The following is a 17,653-nucleotide window of genomic DNA, read 5'->3' as shown; positions in this document are numbered from 1 at the left end:
TGTGAGTTTTTAGTTTATAAGTTTTTTAGTTTCTTCTCTCTCGCTACCGTTACCGAATAAATGCGATTGCTACGTTTTCCCAAATGTTCCAACTTCATAGAATTCTTTCCGGCAGTCAATGTCACCGGAAAAGCAAACTCTCCTTTTTTACTACCCGACGTAGCCAAATAACCAATATTCTCACTTACCAACTGATCGTTAAGGTATAGGTAAGAAGGTACCGGACTACCACCCGAATAAGAAAACAACAAATAATATTCTCCTGTTACAGGTACGTCAATCTGCCATGTCAGCGCTCCTTTAGAACTCCCTTTTTCACCCCGAAACTCTGCAAAGCCTCCGGCTTCAACAACGGCAGAACCTTCGGTTTGTGCTTCTTTTACATCATAACAACGTGTATCTGTAAAACTCCTGACAACCAGTTTCTGTGCAGCTTGCACCATTCCACCTTTCTTCACAACCAGTTCATACATTAATGATGTCTCCGGTTTCACTACACAAGAACCGTTGGCAGCCACAGTCTCTCCGTTCAATAAGACCTCTTCTCCATTTGATGTTTTCCAATACAAAGTGACGGGTTGATCTTCTATTTGGGAAATACAGTCGGAATAAAAATATTCAATAGCGGGACGCCCTGCATCCAGAGGAACACGATAAAGTTCAATCCCCTTACCTGTCTTCAGATTACGCGAGTACATACGGTCATCCGGGTTGTTCCAGTGTTCATGTACCCCCAGGCTCTTCTGTGCCCGTCCTTCATATCTGATTCCTGAAGGAGGATTTCCTATATTCGCCGCTTCATGCATAAAGTTGTCTGCATTGGCAGCAACAGGCATCTCCGAACGTATAAAATCCAGTACCACCGACTCTATAGCTACCTGGTCATTGGAAGCCAAAAAACTTGATGTCCATCCGTCATTAAAGGGAGCGCGTTTGAAACGAACAGCACGCCCATTATGAATAGGATTCACATACATAGCATCTACAATGTATACAAGCGTGTTTCCTCCCAAACGTTCATGTGCCATCAAATCAACAATGCTATTATATGTTCCCATCCCCCGAAACTTAGACCAGTCGCGGATGGACAGATGCAAAGGAGAAACATTGCCAATGGAGCCGAATTGATTTTTACCGGTAGCCGTTATTCCGGTCTGCCCTGCACTGTCCTTCCAATTGTCAGTAGGACGGGAATGCCGCTTCATCAATGCCATATTAATCATATAATCCGCCTCATAGGCAGCACGCGCCAAACTCATTGCACCCGGATCGGTTATTTCACTTGAATAGTGAATGATATCGGGTACAAAACCTCCCCAATTCTGATAAACCACATCGGGATAAACCGGTTGCAGGTAAGTATAGATGGCAGAGATACCACGGCGCTGTGCATCATATACCGTAATGCAGTGCTGAGGTACGTTCATTATATCGACCAACTGATGCAGAAGTGCATAAACAGATTGTGGAGTAGCATCTATTATATTGCTTCCGCCATTATCATTCAAATTTACTTTTATAGCTATTTTTTCTCCTTCTTTATATCCTGTAGCCCCTTTACCTTTTTTCTTATTAAAGGTACGGAACAGTTCATCCCAGGCACGGTCTATTGTTTTTTGGTGGGTCAGCGAAATGATGACTCCCTCCATCATGTCACATACACGGGTCTGACTGTTATTATCCGCATCAGAATAAAGTCCGTGTTCACCATCCCAGACCGCTGCCTGCGGATCGTGTGCCCAAGCTACACGTCCCGGATGAATCCCCCGCGCCACTCCCATCGGTGTATTGGGTTTATCTGTCGGAGTAAAAGTACCCATATCCGAACCATTATCTATCTGCTTACCAATCGCCTGTCCGAACAAAGAATTATCTACCGACATTATATATAATGTACCCGAAAGTAAAACACCGGCAAAAAGTACAGCAAGCCCCTTATAGAAATGTCGTGAATTCCGGAGTTGAAGAAATTTCTTCCAGGCCCCCCACCCTAATAATGTACTACTGAAAAAAGCCAGAAAAGAAAAAGCCAGTGGCGCTGCCACTTGCTGACAGGGATAAGCAATGCGTGAAGGTTTAGGTACTACTCGAATGAGAAACCAGATTAGTGCCGTTAACCCCATTAATGGGAAGCAGATTTTAAGAACCACATTCTTTTTATTAATACCCACAATTCGTCCACTTCGGGGACAGGTTTTGAAAAACCAATTCTTTATCTTTTTCATATTATCAGATACATTAAGTTCTCACTTTATTACGTCACAAAAGTAGTTATATAAAAAAGAGACGATTTTAAGTATTCATTCAAATACTATAGAAATCGTCTCATACATCAATAAAAACACTTATTTCTTCTTATATACCAGTTCTATTCCGCCCACTTGTCCTAAATTGCGACTGTACTGTTTATCCACAGGATTATTCCAATGTTCCAATACACCAAGGCTTCGTACACCTGTTCCGTCCTGTTCGGGATCATAGAAAGTGCCGGATAGCGGATTATCTGCCAATGCTGCTTCCACAAGATACATATCACAGTAATTCACATCTGCCATCCGTGGAAATTCCGCACAAAGAAAATCAATACCTACAGCATCAATTGCTACAGGGTCTTGCGAAGCAAACAAAGAACAGGGCCAATTGCCACCAAAGGGTTCCATCTTCCATTTCCCGGAAGGAGCACCATTCACCTTTTCTGATCCATAAAGCCCGTCAATAAGATAAAGCATGGTCTTCTGCCCCAAATCTTTGTGAGCGATATAATCAGTAAACGTCATATATCGCGGACGTCCGCCACGATCCTGATTAAAGTTATTATGCTGATTCTTACGGAAATTACGATCAATATCAGTAACGCCATACCAGTTTTTTGCACAAAGCGTAACACCTTGTCCTCCATGTCCTTTCAATAAAGCCATATTGATAAGATAATCGGCCTCAACAGCACAACGAGCCAAACCGCGAGCCAGTTTTCCATTATCAACCGAGTAAGGTATAGCATCGGAGATATAGGTTGATTTCACCCGTCCGTTACCCCCTTCATTATCCAGATAAGCTACATCAGGAAACTCTGCATGACATTTTTTAAATAAAGTATGAGTGATAAAGCGACTCGCATCAAACACCGTTATCTGTTGTTGAGGAATCCCCCCTTCGTATATCAGGCTACGCAATAAGGAAAGTACAAGATGCGGAGAAGCATTCAGTTCTTCGGAGTCATCATGCGAAAACGTATTGTTCTGATTGATCTTAATGGCAATCTTTTCTCCTTTCCGATATCCCTTACTACCTTTGCCATGTTCACGATTAAAGTAGGAAAACAGAGCATTCCATGCTTTCTCCTCACTTTTCTCACCTGTCAAAGAAAGAAGAGACTGTACCACTAACCAATTTGCATCCGACTGGTTAGTGTAATGGTCTTCATACCAGAAACCAGTACCTTTCTCCCATGTTGCAGCCCCGGGAGCATGTGACCAGACAACACGACCGGGATAAATTCCTTTTGCCGTACCCACCGGGTTATTCTTTCCCCATGCCATCTTCGGTTCACTAACAGGAAGAACGATTTGTGCCAGCATCTCTCCACTGTTCTCTATCGCCATCATACCTCCGAAGAATATCAATAAAAAGAAAAACAACGTTGTATAAAGATAATGACGTGCATGCAATGCCTGCTTCATCTTCCGGTAACTGAACCATGCACCTGTAAAAGACAACAGATAGACAACAAAAGCAGACATCACAGGAGCAGCTGCCTGCATACAAGGATAGGTAGCCCGCGAAGGCTTAGGAACCACACGAACCAGAAACCAAACTGTAGAAGAGATACCCAACCCCCAAAAGAGGAAAATGTGATACCACCTGGCTCTGCTACAACTCTCAGCTTTCTGCCTGAAATAGAGATATATCTTCTTTATCATTTCTTTAACTATTAATTATAATAAGTACTGTATCCTAATTAAATGATCGTATCATTGAAACGCAGATTATCACAAATTCACGCAAAGAATATCGTCTCTCAAGTACAGCAAGCTATCTCATTTACGATAATCTGCGATCATTTGCGTTTTAATAAAACGCTATCATAGTATGAATTAAATTTGAAGTATTACTTAAGTAATAATACTTAGTGCTTCGTTACATATATTGTTATGCTCCATTACATATATCGTTATACCTCGTTACATATACTGTTAGGAAGGGTCCGCTCTGATGAGAAGAAAATCACTGTCTTATGTCTTCACAATTTATCAATTTCACTTCATCTTTATCCGATATTCCTTTATCCACCTGCAAGTTTTCTATCTCACCTCCTATCACATCATCCATCACTACAGCATAGCGTCCATCCGGTTGTTCGGAAGTAATATGACAATTTTTCAATAAGAAACCTTTGACGTGGCGTGCCCAGAACCCAAACGCCGGCTGTATCTTCAGGTCCCCTACATTATAGCGACCTACTCCTATCTCCGGTGGATATGCTTTTGCATCTTCCGAAGGGTGTCCTCCCTTTACTTTTAAACTTACATCGTGAAATTGCACATTATTGATATATCCTGTATGGTTCCCATCCGGCAGACGGAATGTCAACCCACCTTCCACTACGTCCGAATCAGGCAGTTTAAACCCTGCAATGATAGGAGTCGCTTTACTTTGTGAGCCGTCATAAGCTTTCCAACGGTCACCACGAAATGAACTACCACCATAGACCTCTTCAATATCCACCCCACAGATAACAATATTCTCTACCTGACCAATGTTAGAATTGGTTACAAGCAACTCCTTACGCACCACCCCATTTTCAGTGAAAGTAAACGGAGCAACATCAGCTCCCAGTACGCGCCCACGATTGGAAATAGAGATAAAGAAGGGTGCTCTTGTACGACGCATTACCGAACGGGAATGTATAGAACCTGTTTTACCGCTATTCAGATAAACATTCTTCACATGGCCACCATCATTGGTAGAAATAGAAAAACCCGCCTTATTAGCACCCAACACATATATATTATCTACATACAGATCCTGAATATCATCTGCCGTTTCTGATCCTATCTGAAAGAGATTACAGTTAGTATCTCCTACAATATTCCTCACCATGTAATGGCGTGCCGGACGGGTAAAGCCCAATGAACAATCCGAACCGGGTTTTACAATATCATCCGAACTTACTTTAGAGTAGATATTCGTTACTGTCACATCATTGCATGCCATAAAATCATAAATATCGCGAGCATTCTTTGTGCTATGTTTTGCAAAGTAAGTATCATGTACATGAATACCATCTGTACCTGTAGCCAACAACACAAAATGCCCTCCCTGATCAATATGCAGCATTGTACTGTCACTATATAGCCTGTTATCTCCCTCTATATAATAAGGTCTATCTTTTTCCGGATCATACCACATATCCTTCTTTATATCCCATCCGCCAATCTCTACATTCGTACATAACTTTAAAGAAAACATTTTATCACTACGTTTCTCCGGAGAATTATTCATCACCTTATCTGAAGTTACAATATTACCATTACCGGTAATACGCCCCGTACCTACAATTTTTACATTGTCAATTCGTTCTCCAAAGAACATACAATTGCGAAAGAAAGTATGTCCTACATCTTGTTTCGTAAGATAATTTTCCGGGTCGGCATAAGGACGCGGATCTGTGGGCGAGAGCCCTGAACGATAAGCACGATCACTAAACCAGGTAGTCTCGGGAGCATCGGCACCAGGTAATGCTTGTATCGTAGCATCACTATCCAGATGCAGCCACACATTACTTTGCAAATGGATAGTACGTACATTATAGGTTCCTTTAGTAAACCGAAGTATGCCACCTCCCAGACGGTTCATATTGATAATTGCCTCATTGATAGCTTCCGTATCATCGGTTACTCCATCTCCTTTTACACGATAATCTCTGATATCTTTTCGTCCGGTATAAAACCATACAATGTTGGATTCTCCTTTATTCTGTCCTCCTGTTACACGAAGTTTGAAAGCATACAGGCGATTCGGTTCCAATCCATTCGCAGCTGTTTCACGACTATCAGGAGTTACTTCTGCCCGGGCTGTTGTCCATGTATTCCCACCATCTGCCGATTGAAGCAGTTCTACAGAAGAAGCATTGTGAGGCGGAGTCCAAGAAAAAGAGGCATACGTATATTCCTGTCCGGGACGATACGCAAAATCACGTAACGGAGTACGTACAAGATCAGCAACAGTGGTTATGCCTTCCAGGTCTGCTACAGCAACAGGACTCTGTAACGCTTCCGGCTTCGAAGTTGTATAGATAGCTTCAAAGCGATTTATTCCTTTATGCACCGGAGCTACTCCACGAAAGCAGATCCGCAGATCCGGACCGTTTGAAGGCCGAAAATCAAGGCCACTAAACACAATCACCGTTCCCCGGTCACCTTCATCCCGCAGGATCACATTCCCCACTTTATTATATGAATAGTGAGTTCCGGTACGCCCTATCGATTGTTTAGGCAGATCACGCAATAACACTTCACCACGTCCTATCACGTTCACGGTTGTATTATCAAGTGTCACAACGATACCTGCCGGGACACGTATCTCTACCTTCACCATCGGACTGCGCTGTCCGGCCCGGAAATCAAGAACAATGTTACCCGGCGCATTTACTGTAGCCTGTTCCCGGTGCAATAACAACTGTGCCGGAAGAGCAGCATTTCTTATTCCAATCATCCATCGTCTAGTGACTTTTCCCTGTGGAGAAACTAATTCCATACGATCACCTTCCTGGGGCATTCTATCTACCTTGATATTACCATGCATATCCGTCACCCGGCAAACAGCTTTTTCCGATTCGGAAAAAAGTTCTACTAATTCAGTAACGGAAGGTAAAGTAGAAACCAGTCCCTCCCCCTCGGGAGTATCTACTGTATATCGGTACGTCGTTCCGGAAGATAATAATAAAGAATCTGCTTTCAAGACCCAGGGAGTAAGCCCGGAAGCTGCCTGTGCACTCATTCCCAGACAACATAAAGCAAACCAAAGCACAGGTGTTTTTCGTGTAATAGAATTCATCATTCAATCCTCTAAAATAGTTTTAATTCTCAATTAACTTTATCACAGCGGCAAAGCTAACGGAAAAAAGAAAAAAGCCTTTGCAGTGTTGTCGCAAAGGCTTTCAATTTTATATCATAAATGTAGAAACAAGAGTCAATAATTGAGCCAAACCTTAAATGAAGCTATCTTCTCCTTACTTACCAATATTTTGTCTTTGAATGGGGGAACGACCTCTACCACTACTTTGTTTTGAAAATAAGGCTCTATTTTACGGATAGCATTTATTTCTACAAGCGTCTGCCGGTTAGTACGAAAAAAGTTATCCGGATCCAATTGTTCTCCCAATTTATCCAATGAGAAATCTACAATATATTCCCTCCCTTGCCGGGTAACGGCAAATGTCACCCGGTTCTCCGAATAGAAATAGGCCACATCACTCACCGGAAGTGTTATCAGTCTTTCGCCCACTGAAATAAGAAAACGGGTACGATAGCGTTTCACCGGACTTGAAAGAGTACGTAACACTTCCAGCATTTCATTCTGATGACTAAATTCATTCTCAGGATACCGGCTGTGTAAAGTATCAAATTTATCCAAAGTATCGGCTAAACGTTCCCGGTGAATCGGCTTTAATAAATAATCGATGCTATTGACAGTGAAAGCACGAACGGCATAAGTATCAAAAGCCGTTGTAAACACAATCATACTTTGAGGAGAAGCCCTCTCAATAAAGAGAAAAGAGTTACCATCCATCAACTGAATGTCCAAAAAAAGAATATCGGGATGTGGATTCTCACCAAACCACTCCACAGCCTCTTCAATATTGCCAGGCAACAAGAGTATCTCCCATTCCGGACGAAGTTCTGCCAGCATTCTGTTCAGTAAACGGGCAGCAGGTATTTCATCTTCAATTATAGCTGCCCGGACAATAGGGTTATTCATGCAACAATGGTATTTTAACAAAAAATAAATCGGATGTATGTTCAATAGTTATCTCTCTTCCACATATAAGACGATAACGAGAAGATAAATTTCTCAATCCTATGCCCGAGGACTGTACAGACTTTTTAGGACGAAGGCTATTGCTCACCACCAACCGGTCTTCTGCCTCTGAATAAGTAATAGAAATAACCATAGGATTACGAATAGAAATCATATTATGCTTTATTACATTCTCGGCAAGTAGTTGAAGTGTCAGTGGAGGCAATTTACTTTCCAACAATGATTCATCCAACCGACAATCTACACAGATACAATCGCCCAAACGGACACGATGCAGAAAAATATACGAATTAAGAAACTCCAACTCATCACTCAACGTTGTGAGGCGCTGCTGCTGGCATTGAAGAATATAACGATACACATCGGACAGGTGTTGTGTAAACTGTACGGCATTTTGAGGATTATACTCTATTTCAGAAATCAATGTGTTGAGGCTATTAAATAGAAAATGTGGATTGAGCTGGCTTTGCAAAGCCTGATACTGTGCTTCGATAGAACTTTCTTCCAAACTTCTGTTCCGCTTATAAAGTACAATGGTATGCCGATAGAAATTATTAGTTGCCGTCAATCCGATAATCACCATCTCTACCAACCAAACAAGTAAAAGTAACCGTATACCGGACCAGCGAATATAAAACAGGCGATCGACATCCGCCATCCACTTCAGACCTACGAACAACAGATAGTTCAAAAGAAATAATAATATCCCCAATCCGACATAATACAGTAATACTCTTCTACGCTTTTCAACAAAGAAAAGAAATCCGCGCTTTAACCATGAGTCTACCAGAATAATACAGAAGCCCATTGCATTGAAAGCCAGCATTACGCCAATGATAAAGCCCAATGAAGTAAAATCCAGATCGTCACGTTTAGGTAAATCCGAATAAAGTGCCAGCAGCAAATACGAGAAACATCCTAACCCGGAGAAAAGCAGGACATTCAATAACCGGACATATCGGGGATGAAAAGTTCTCATAAAACACAGGAATAATTATATAAGTACAAAGATAAACATTTATATTGATAACAGTCCCAATGCCCGTACAAATGCCGAATAACTGATCTGAGCCGTCAGACGCGACTGTACAAAATTCATTTGTGCCGTCAGATGAAACATTTGTGCATCCAATACACCATCAACGGACATCTTGCCTTCACGATAACGTTCCAGAGCCATATCTTCGTTCTCCCGAGCTTTCATCAGAGAGTTCTCTGTTAGTGTCACTCGCTCCACAGCCTGCACATAATTGTAGTAAGCCGATTGCACTTCAAGGCTCACCACATCTTTGACCTTACTGAAATTTTCTCTTGCGATAGCTACCCGATACTCTCCCGCTCGTTTCTCATTACGACGTTTTCCCCATTCAAATAAAGGAATACTGACTTTAGCATATACAGCGTAATTAGGATCAAGATCTGCTTTAAAATTATATCCCGGAGAACTATAACTACCATCTACCCCCACATAGAACTGTGGCAGGAACTGCGACTGATTGAGCTTATGTGCCGATTCCTGTATTGAAATCTTATCTTGTGCCATACGCAATTCCGGCCGATTATTACCTGCCTGATTCATATAGGCAGGCAGACTACCAACCTCATGGATCGGAGATACCAATGTGTCAATCGGTATCATTAAATTATAATCAACTCCTATAAAAGAGTTAAGTGACATACGTGCCACCTCGTAGTTATTCTCTGCCTGCATCAACTGATAACGGGCATCATTCAATTTGACTTCTGCCATCAGCAGATCATTACGGTCTATCAGTTGTACTTCTACCCGCTCACGTACCACCTTGGTTAATTCTTCTACCGATCCGGTAAACCGGCGGGTAACCTTTACCATCTCATTACGTGCCACCGTACTCCAATAGCGTAAATCTGCTTCGTAACAGATATCAGACTTTATCATCTCCGATTGATTAAGAGCCAGACGACTTTCTGCCTCTGCTTTTTTCACTCCTTCGCGGATACGTCCTCCGGTGTACAACGGCTGAGTCAGTGAAACGGAAGCTCCATATTTCATGTGTCGCCCTTCAAATTGGAGTGGATTATCCAAAGAAGGTAAATCTAATGAAAGTTCTATCGGATTACCCGTATAATTGAAATTTGCTCCGGCAGAAAGCTTTGGCTTATATTCTGTTTTGGCAGATTTCTCCAACTCTTTACTTAAAGCAATATTCTTTTCGGCAGCTTTCATGTCCTGATTATATTGCAAAGCACGGTTACGATATTGACTCAGTAACTCGCTATGCTGCCCATAAACGGGAACAACAAAAAACATTGCCGATATTATTAACTGAAACACTTTCTTTTCTATATTCATAATTCCTTTTTTACATTATAAAATACAGCATACAACGCTGGAGTAATAAACAAAGTAAGTAATGTAGCAAATGTCAGTCCGAACACAATAGCTGCAGCCATACCTGCAAATACTACATCAAAAAGAAGTGGTACCATACCCAGTATGGTCGTTACCGCTGCCATCAATACCGGGCGTACACGTGACACGGTAGACTCAATAATAGCTGTATATGGTTTTACTCCGGTACGAAGCTGAATATTTACCTCATCCAGCAATACAATCACATTTTTAATAATCATACCCAACAATCCCAACCATCCTGCTATGCTGAAAAAGCCAAATTCCGTCCCTGTCACCAGCTGACCAAATACAACTCCTATTACTGAAAGTGGCAAAATCAGGAAAGTGATCAATGGCTGACGATAGTTGCGGAACAGGGCTACCAAAATAAGAATCAATAACAATAATGCCAGTGGAAAGAACTTCGTTAATGCAGCCATTCCTTCTTTCTGCGTTTTGTATTGTGCATCCCAAAAGAAAGTGTACCCTTCCGGAAGCTGTATCTTCTCTATCTCGTCTTTTATTTCAGCATGCACTTCCGCCATGGTATGTCCCGGTTGCACGTCACACATGGCCGCCATAGATAGTTGCCGGTTGTAGGTACGTATCAAAGGATATTCCCAGCCGATACGGATGTCTTTGGTTACCTGTGCCAATGGAGCCGAGTGGATTCCGTTCCATACAGCAAGATCTCCCAATTGATCAAGGTTCATTTCACGGGACATGTCCGACTTCAGCAAAACCGGTACTTTTTTCTCATTGTCACGATAAATACCAACCGACACTCCATCCCCAATCGCTTTTGTCGCTTCCATCATATTATCTTTACCGATATTCAACTGCCCCGCTTGTACCGATTCATAATCCGTCTGCACTATCATGGCCATATTTCCCCATTCATTACGGGCATTCGCAACTTTCGGATTGCGACGCATCACACCAAGCGCCAACTCTGTCAATGAATCCAGTATTGCTTCGTCCGGACCACAGAAACGGGCTTCTATCAATGCCTGTGGCACTGTACTCAACTCAAAACGGTTTACTCTCATAAAGACATCCGGGAATTGTCTGCCTACCGTATCACGAAGTACTGCCTGTAACTCACGTGCTTCTTCCGGCGAACGTGCTTCAACAATACACTGTGCATAATTGGGCTGAGGACCAAAAGACGTATTAGCCAAATAAAAACGCGGAGGAGTTTGACCGATAAATGTAGATACCTGCCGGGTTGTTTCAAAGCTTTCCAAGAAGTCGGATATATCTTTAGTAGCAGCTTCCATCTGCTCTATTTTCGTCCCTTCGGGCATCCACATATCAATCGTGAAATATTGCTTATTAAGTTGTGGTGTAAATCGTTTCGGAATAAAATGAAATCCCCATCCCGAAAAGAATAACAAACCGACCATTACTCCCAACAGAAGATACTTCCGCCGAATGGTATATTCCAACATCTTCCGGAACCAATTGTATACTTTCCCCTGATAAAGTTCGCTTTTCAATTCTTCGGGACGAGGACGTCTCACAAACAGTTCGATAAAAAGAGCGTTTTGCGTAATGGCAAATACCCAACTAAACAACAATGATACTGCTATTACAATGAAAAGAGACGAAAGCAGTTCTCCCGTAATATCAGGAGAAAGATAAACCGGCATAAATGTCAGAATGGCAATCACCGTAGCAGCAAGCAAAGGTATGGCTGTATCGGATATTGCTTTCATGATAGCATTACGTTTCCGCATTCCCCGTTCCATATTCATCAATGCCGAATCAAATACTACAATGGCATTGTCTACAAGCATCCCCATAGCAATGATAATAGCTGCCAAAGACATACGTTGCAGAGCGATACCGTTGGCATGCATATAAATAAGAGTTGCCAAAATAGAAAACACCAGTCCGCTCCCTATCAGTACACCATTCTTGAAACCAATAAAGAAAAGCAACACTGCCACCACCGTAATAACAGAAATAATCAGATTCAGAATAAAACCATCATTAGCAACCGCTGATTCATATCCCTGATCATAGATTGGGGTCAGTTTATATCCGTCAGGCATCTCTGTGCTGATACGTTCCACTGTCTCCTTTACAAGAGCAGCCATATCGACTACATTTCCATCCGCCACGGTAGAAATAGCAATACCCAGGGCAGGCGTATTATTAATCTTCATCAGATTACGCGCCGGACGCATATACTCCTCACTGAGGTTTGCCACCTCCTTCAGCCGAAAGTATTCTCCGGTTCCGGAGATAATTGTCATATTTTCAATCTCTTCCAGATTAGTGAAACTACCACGTGCTTCAATACGAAGGCGATTATTCCCATTCTCAACAGCTCCTGCATCCACAACCTTGTTTTGTTTATCGAATGCACGGACTATATCCGCTGTCGTTATGCCCGTCTGAGCCATTAATGAAGGTTGTACCAACACCTCGATTACAGGATTTTGAATACCAAAAACTTCTACTTTAGCTACATTTTTAATTTTAAGCAGTTCATTTTTTATGCTTTTGGCCTGATCTTCCAATTCTCGATACGAATACTTTTCACCATATAAGCCATAGAATACTCCAAGGACATCCCCAAAGTCATCGTTCACTACCGAGGTGGCAGCACCCGCAGGAAGCTTGGATTGTGCATCATTCACTTTACGACGAAGTTTATCCCACAACTGTTGCATTTCATCTGCACGAATTTCTTTCTTGACATATACAGTAATTTTTGATAATCCGGCACGGTTATCCGTTTTCAGATAGTATAATTCGCCCAACGACTGAATAGCCTCTTCAAGCACATCAGTGACCTGTATCTGTACCTCATGAGGTGATGCACCCGGATAAGCAGTAGTCACAAGTGCCTGCTTAATGGTAAAAGGCGCATCCTCCAGTTTACCCATTTTAAAATACGAATAGAGTCCTCCCGCTAATACCAGAAACAAAATCAGCATTGCAAAAGCACGATTCTTCAAAAAGAATGCAACAATTTTTTTCATACCTCTTTGTTTATTTGATAACGTTTACTTCCCGGCCTTCCGAAAGAAATCCAAGCCCGCTTAGTACAACTACATCACCCGCAGAAAGCCCTGATACAACCTCTATTTTGTTATCGTTCTTTAAATCCCCTATATTCACAGGAACAGTCTGTACCCGGTTATCTTCTGTCAGTTTCCATACAAAAGTTCCTGTCGTAGGGCGATGACACACTGCCAATTGAGGAATAAAAACGGATTCCTTTTCTACTGTTGAATCACCAGGAAGTGTGATTGTTAGCGTACCACTCATACCACCCAATAATTCATTATTCCGATTATCGAGAACAGCTGTTAACAGAAAAGAAAGATTATTGGAGGTAGTACTTTTAGACACTTCTACATCCGTAGTAGTATAAACTTTATCTTTCAATGCATCAAAGCGGAACTTTAACCCGCTACCCGAGGAGACAGCAAGTTGTTTTTGCAGAATAACAGCCATATTTTCAGGGATATAAGCCTCTATTTTCAGACGTGAAAGATCTATGAAACTAACCACAGGTTGCGAAGCACGTACCTCCTGATATCGCTCTATATTCACCGTCTGGATATATCCGTCAAAAGGGGCATACAGACGGGTGTCCTCCCATTCATTAGCTGCCGTTTGGTATACGGCACGGGCTATGACACAATCTGCTTTTGCTTTCTCATAAGTACTGGCTGAGATATTTTCCTTCTCATACAATGCAGCGATTCGCTTATATTCTGCTTCTGCCTGTTGATACACAGCTTCCGCTTTCTCTTTACGTACTTTAAAATCGCGGTCGTCAATAGAAGCTATCACCTCTCCTTTACGGAAAAGCTGACCAGACCTGACATCAAAATTCAATACAGGACCACCTACACGAAAAGAAAGCTCGGTAGACTTAAACGGTTGAGACAGGAAAGTAAATTCTCTGTCCGGTTCACTAACTGCCCGTTCGGCACAAAATACTCTCACTGGCATAGCTTCCTCTTTTTTACTTTTCTGCTCTGTGCTACACGAAGCCAGAAAGGTGACAGTGAGGAAGAGATACATTAACTCCTTCATATTCATTGATTACACATTTTGGGAGTAAACGTACGAGTTAGTTTTCTGAAAGAAAGGAAAAGATTTACCGAAACGGAATATTGGAGACTGAAACGGAAAAATAAAGGACTGAGTTACTTACGCTTCACTTTACCGCCCATCTTATTTATTCTCACGATAACATGGAATATAAAGTAACTCCCCAATACGTTGGACTCAGTGTCCCGTATGGAAGTTGCTGTGATAGTACGTGTCAGTGCGTTCTCTTGTTGCAGAATATCATAAATCTTGAATCGCAGCAACAATTGTTTCCGTTTGAAAAAAGATTTGGAGAGTTGTGCGTTCCACATCAGATAATCATTGCCCTCGTTTTGCCCGTATCCCGAACGCAGATTCCACACAGCATCACTATACACTTCAAAACCCCAGGGAAGATAGCATTGTACATTCATTCCCGCCTGATAGTTGAAGGTTTCTGTACGAATACTTTTCACATTATTGTATGAGTTATTGTAGACAACAGAACCCCGGGCACCAATTTCAATCTGTTTGGTTCGATAAGTGAGATTGAGTCTCTCCCGTGCTGTCAGATGGCGGACAGAACTCTTTTGCGGCTCTTCTTTATTAAGTGTAGTATATCCGTTTTTATTACTAAACCGAAGTTGGGAATACGTACGTACCAACCAATTCTTGTTCTTGAAAGGAGTACTCAGTGAAAAAGAGCCCTGTGCTTCCCAATTGCCGTTCATGTTGACTGGTATAGTAGTACGTCCACCGGTTTCACTATCATAAGTAACCTGATTAGTGACGCTGTTCAGCGTATTCTCAGCGGTAAGTTGCAACACCATATTGCGTTGATACTTCACATTATAAGAATTATAATTAAGATTGAAGGTATTGGTATACGAAGGTTTCAACGAAGGATTACCCATGCGGATATTCAACGGATTGGTTTGGTCAGAAATAGGTTGCAAATCACGGACAGAGGGTTGGCGACTCTTTCCACGATACGTTATTTGCAAACGCGTACGTTTGGAAAACTTATACCGGAAACTAACGGTCGGTGAGAAATTGAGTACACTTCGGGGAAGGCTGTATTTCAATACATCCAATACATAACTATCACTAACGGACTTTTGTGGTTCAAGATCAACCCCTACGTTATAATTATACATTTTCTGTGTAGTGCGGACCGAAAGATTAACGAGATGATTGGAATATTGATTCTCAAAACAGTTACTATTCAGCGTATCCGGATCTTCTGTAAAATCCTCCAACTCCTTATTCCAGTTATAAGCCTTACGATCAGAGTTCGATGTACGATGCTGATAACTATAACGAAGTTGCAGGAAGTGTGCCCAAGGTAACGGTTCTACATATACCAATTGAATACGATAATTATCCCCATCCGTCTTATTATCAATCTTCTGATTCAATATTTTCTCCGTACCGGTTTTAAAATAACGGGTGGTGGCATAATTCAAGCGGTCTGATGTAGAAGCATTTGTACCATAATCCAGTTTCAAAGCAACATTACGCCCTCTGGTATTCAGTTTACGGTTCACCTGCAACATCAATGCCAGACTGTATTGCGAACTCTCCGACCAGTTGGAGGACTCTTTTTCGTTCAGTTCTTCCTCTCCCGACCAACTCTTCTGATAACTGGCTCCTCTACGGTCGGCCGTTGAATAGCGAAACGTAGGACGGAATATAAGATTGGTTACCGTATCTATCTTCCATTCCAGATAAGCATTTCCCGTTACTCCGTCATTTCTGTTTCGGCTACTGCTCGTACTGTTGGTTATAGACTTTTCCGCTTTCATAAAATTATCGGTCAGCGTCTTACTCTCCTCCTCACGATCCATTCCGGAATACTGTACATTTGATCTGAATTTAACATTCCCCCAATCTTTACTGAAGTTAAATCCCAATGAACGGGAAGTCCCCATTCCTGCCCTGCCACGGGTATTTCCTGTAGCATTGGATGACTGTTGCTGAAGTTCCGAAAAGCCCTGATTATTTGTATTGTTCCAATTAGCAATCACTGTGAGCTGGGAGTTCTCACGAATACGGTTCATTGTGTTCGCCACTTCATAACGTTTTTTGCTTCCCATGCCACCAAGAAAATTATCCATCCAGCCCTTCTTCATATCCTTCTTCACAGAGAGATCGAGAATCATCTCTTCTTCACCGTCATCAATTCCTGTAAGACGTGCCAGATCAGACTTCCGCTCGTATGCTTTCAACTTCTCCACCATTTCCACCGGAAGATTCTTCAATGCTGCTTGTGGATCATCCGAAAAGAATTCCTTACCATCCACCAATATCTTTTTCACTTCCTTTCCCTGGATCATCAGCTTACCATCGGCAGTAATCTCTCCTCCCGGCAACTGCTTCACAAGTTCCTCGAGCATAGAACCTTCAGGTGTACGAAAAGCAGAAGAGTTATATACTGTCGTATCATTCTCTGTAACTGCCATCGGAGCCTTGCCCGTAATAACAGTTTCTTCGAGCATAAACCCATCGGGAGCCAGACATATGTCACCGATCTTCCTGTCATTATAATTCAGTGTACGGTCTATTGCCGTATAACCTACATAAGATACATGAATGGATATTTTTACTGCTTTCCGGGCAGTAGCAGAAAGAGAGAAACGACCGTCAGCTCCAGTAGCTCCTCCGGTAATAAACGTACTATCGGGCAATACATAGATCTGAACAGCAGCATAAGGTACCGGTTCGCGGGTCTCTTCGTCAAGAACACGTCCGGTAAACACCACTTTACCGGACTGTGCCTTAATCTTCATTGTTGTGCATGCCAGTTGTAATACACAAAAAATTGAAAGAACCTGAAAGCAACCTATATACCTACTTATATTCAATGGACTTGTATTAGATGTTATTGTTAAATAGTTCCGCCGTTTACAGATTAGAGTTTATAAAGATAACAAGGTTAAAACAGAAGTGTTATTTTTAAGTTTTATTAAAGTTTAGGCTTATATACACAGAACAATTACTCAATTAACAAAGAAGGTACATGCCGATTCGGGGGGGGTAAAGAAAAATAAACAAAAAAAAGAGAGTATCCCGGTTTTATCCGAAATACTCTCTTTAACTCTGAGCGGAAAACGAGACTCGAACTCGCGACCCTAACCTTGGCAAGGTTATGCTCTACCAACTGAGCTATTTCCGCGATTGCGG

9 protein-coding genes and 1 tRNA gene are annotated in these 17,653 nt (G+C 41.9%); all 10 read right to left on the bottom strand.

What is annotated here, in order from left to right:
• Positions 1–14 precede the first annotated feature (14 nt).
• The gene (locus QX565_RS15660) at positions 15–2,225 is read right to left on the bottom strand and encodes a DUF362 domain-containing protein (protein WP_289293430.1); all 2,211 of its coding nucleotides are present in this window, start codon (positions 2,223–2,225) and stop codon (positions 15–17) included.
• A 120-nt stretch (positions 2,226–2,345) separates the two neighbouring features.
• Positions 2,346–3,920 (bottom strand): DUF362 domain-containing protein, encoded by a 1,575-nt coding sequence (locus QX565_RS15655; RefSeq protein WP_289293429.1) that lies wholly within the window; start codon positions 3,918–3,920, stop codon positions 2,346–2,348.
• Between the two features lie 304 nt (positions 3,921–4,224).
• Positions 4,225–7,059, bottom strand: coding sequence for a glycosyl hydrolase family 28-related protein (locus tag QX565_RS15650; RefSeq protein ID WP_289293427.1), 2,835 nt, complete (start codon positions 7,057–7,059; stop codon positions 4,225–4,227).
• 132 nt (positions 7,060–7,191) lie between these two features.
• Positions 7,192–7,980, bottom strand: a complete 789-nt coding sequence (locus QX565_RS15645; RefSeq protein WP_002559950.1) for a LytR/AlgR family response regulator transcription factor — start codon at positions 7,978–7,980, stop codon at positions 7,192–7,194.
• Positions 7,973–9,019 carry a sensor histidine kinase gene (locus QX565_RS15640; protein WP_221650193.1) on the bottom strand — a complete coding sequence of 349 codons (1,047 nt, stop codon included), beginning with the start codon at positions 9,017–9,019 and terminating at the stop codon, positions 7,973–7,975. The genes QX565_RS15645 and QX565_RS15640 overlap by 8 nt, the downstream gene beginning before the upstream one ends.
• A 39-nt stretch (positions 9,020–9,058) precedes the next feature.
• Positions 9,059–10,372, bottom strand: a complete 1,314-nt coding sequence (locus QX565_RS15635; protein ID WP_289293425.1) for a TolC family protein — start codon at positions 10,370–10,372, stop codon at positions 9,059–9,061.
• Positions 10,369–13,407, bottom strand: a complete 3,039-nt coding sequence (locus tag QX565_RS15630) for an efflux RND transporter permease subunit (RefSeq protein ID WP_289293424.1) — start codon at positions 13,405–13,407, stop codon at positions 10,369–10,371. The genes QX565_RS15635 and QX565_RS15630 overlap by 4 nt, the downstream gene beginning before the upstream one ends.
• Before the next feature lie 10 nt (positions 13,408–13,417).
• Positions 13,418–14,479: an efflux RND transporter periplasmic adaptor subunit gene (locus QX565_RS15625; RefSeq protein ID WP_221650190.1), complete on the bottom strand. Its 1,062-nt coding sequence runs from the start codon at positions 14,477–14,479 to the stop codon at positions 13,418–13,420.
• 107 nt (positions 14,480–14,586) lie between these two features.
• Positions 14,587–17,259 carry an outer membrane beta-barrel protein gene (locus tag QX565_RS15620; RefSeq protein ID WP_321029029.1) on the bottom strand — a complete coding sequence of 891 codons (2,673 nt, stop codon included), beginning with the start codon at positions 17,257–17,259 and terminating at the stop codon, positions 14,587–14,589.
• Between the two features lie 313 nt (positions 17,260–17,572).
• A tRNA-Gly gene (locus QX565_RS15615) sits at positions 17,573–17,645 on the bottom strand.
• Positions 17,646–17,653 lie beyond the last annotated feature (8 nt).

The organism is Bacteroides sp. 41_26 (assembly GCF_949740115.1).
Taxonomy (GTDB): Bacteria; Bacteroidota; Bacteroidia; order Bacteroidales; family Bacteroidaceae; genus Bacteroides; species Bacteroides nordii.
Note: the sequence above shows the minus strand (reverse complement) of the source record. Positions and strands in the feature narration are given on the sequence as shown.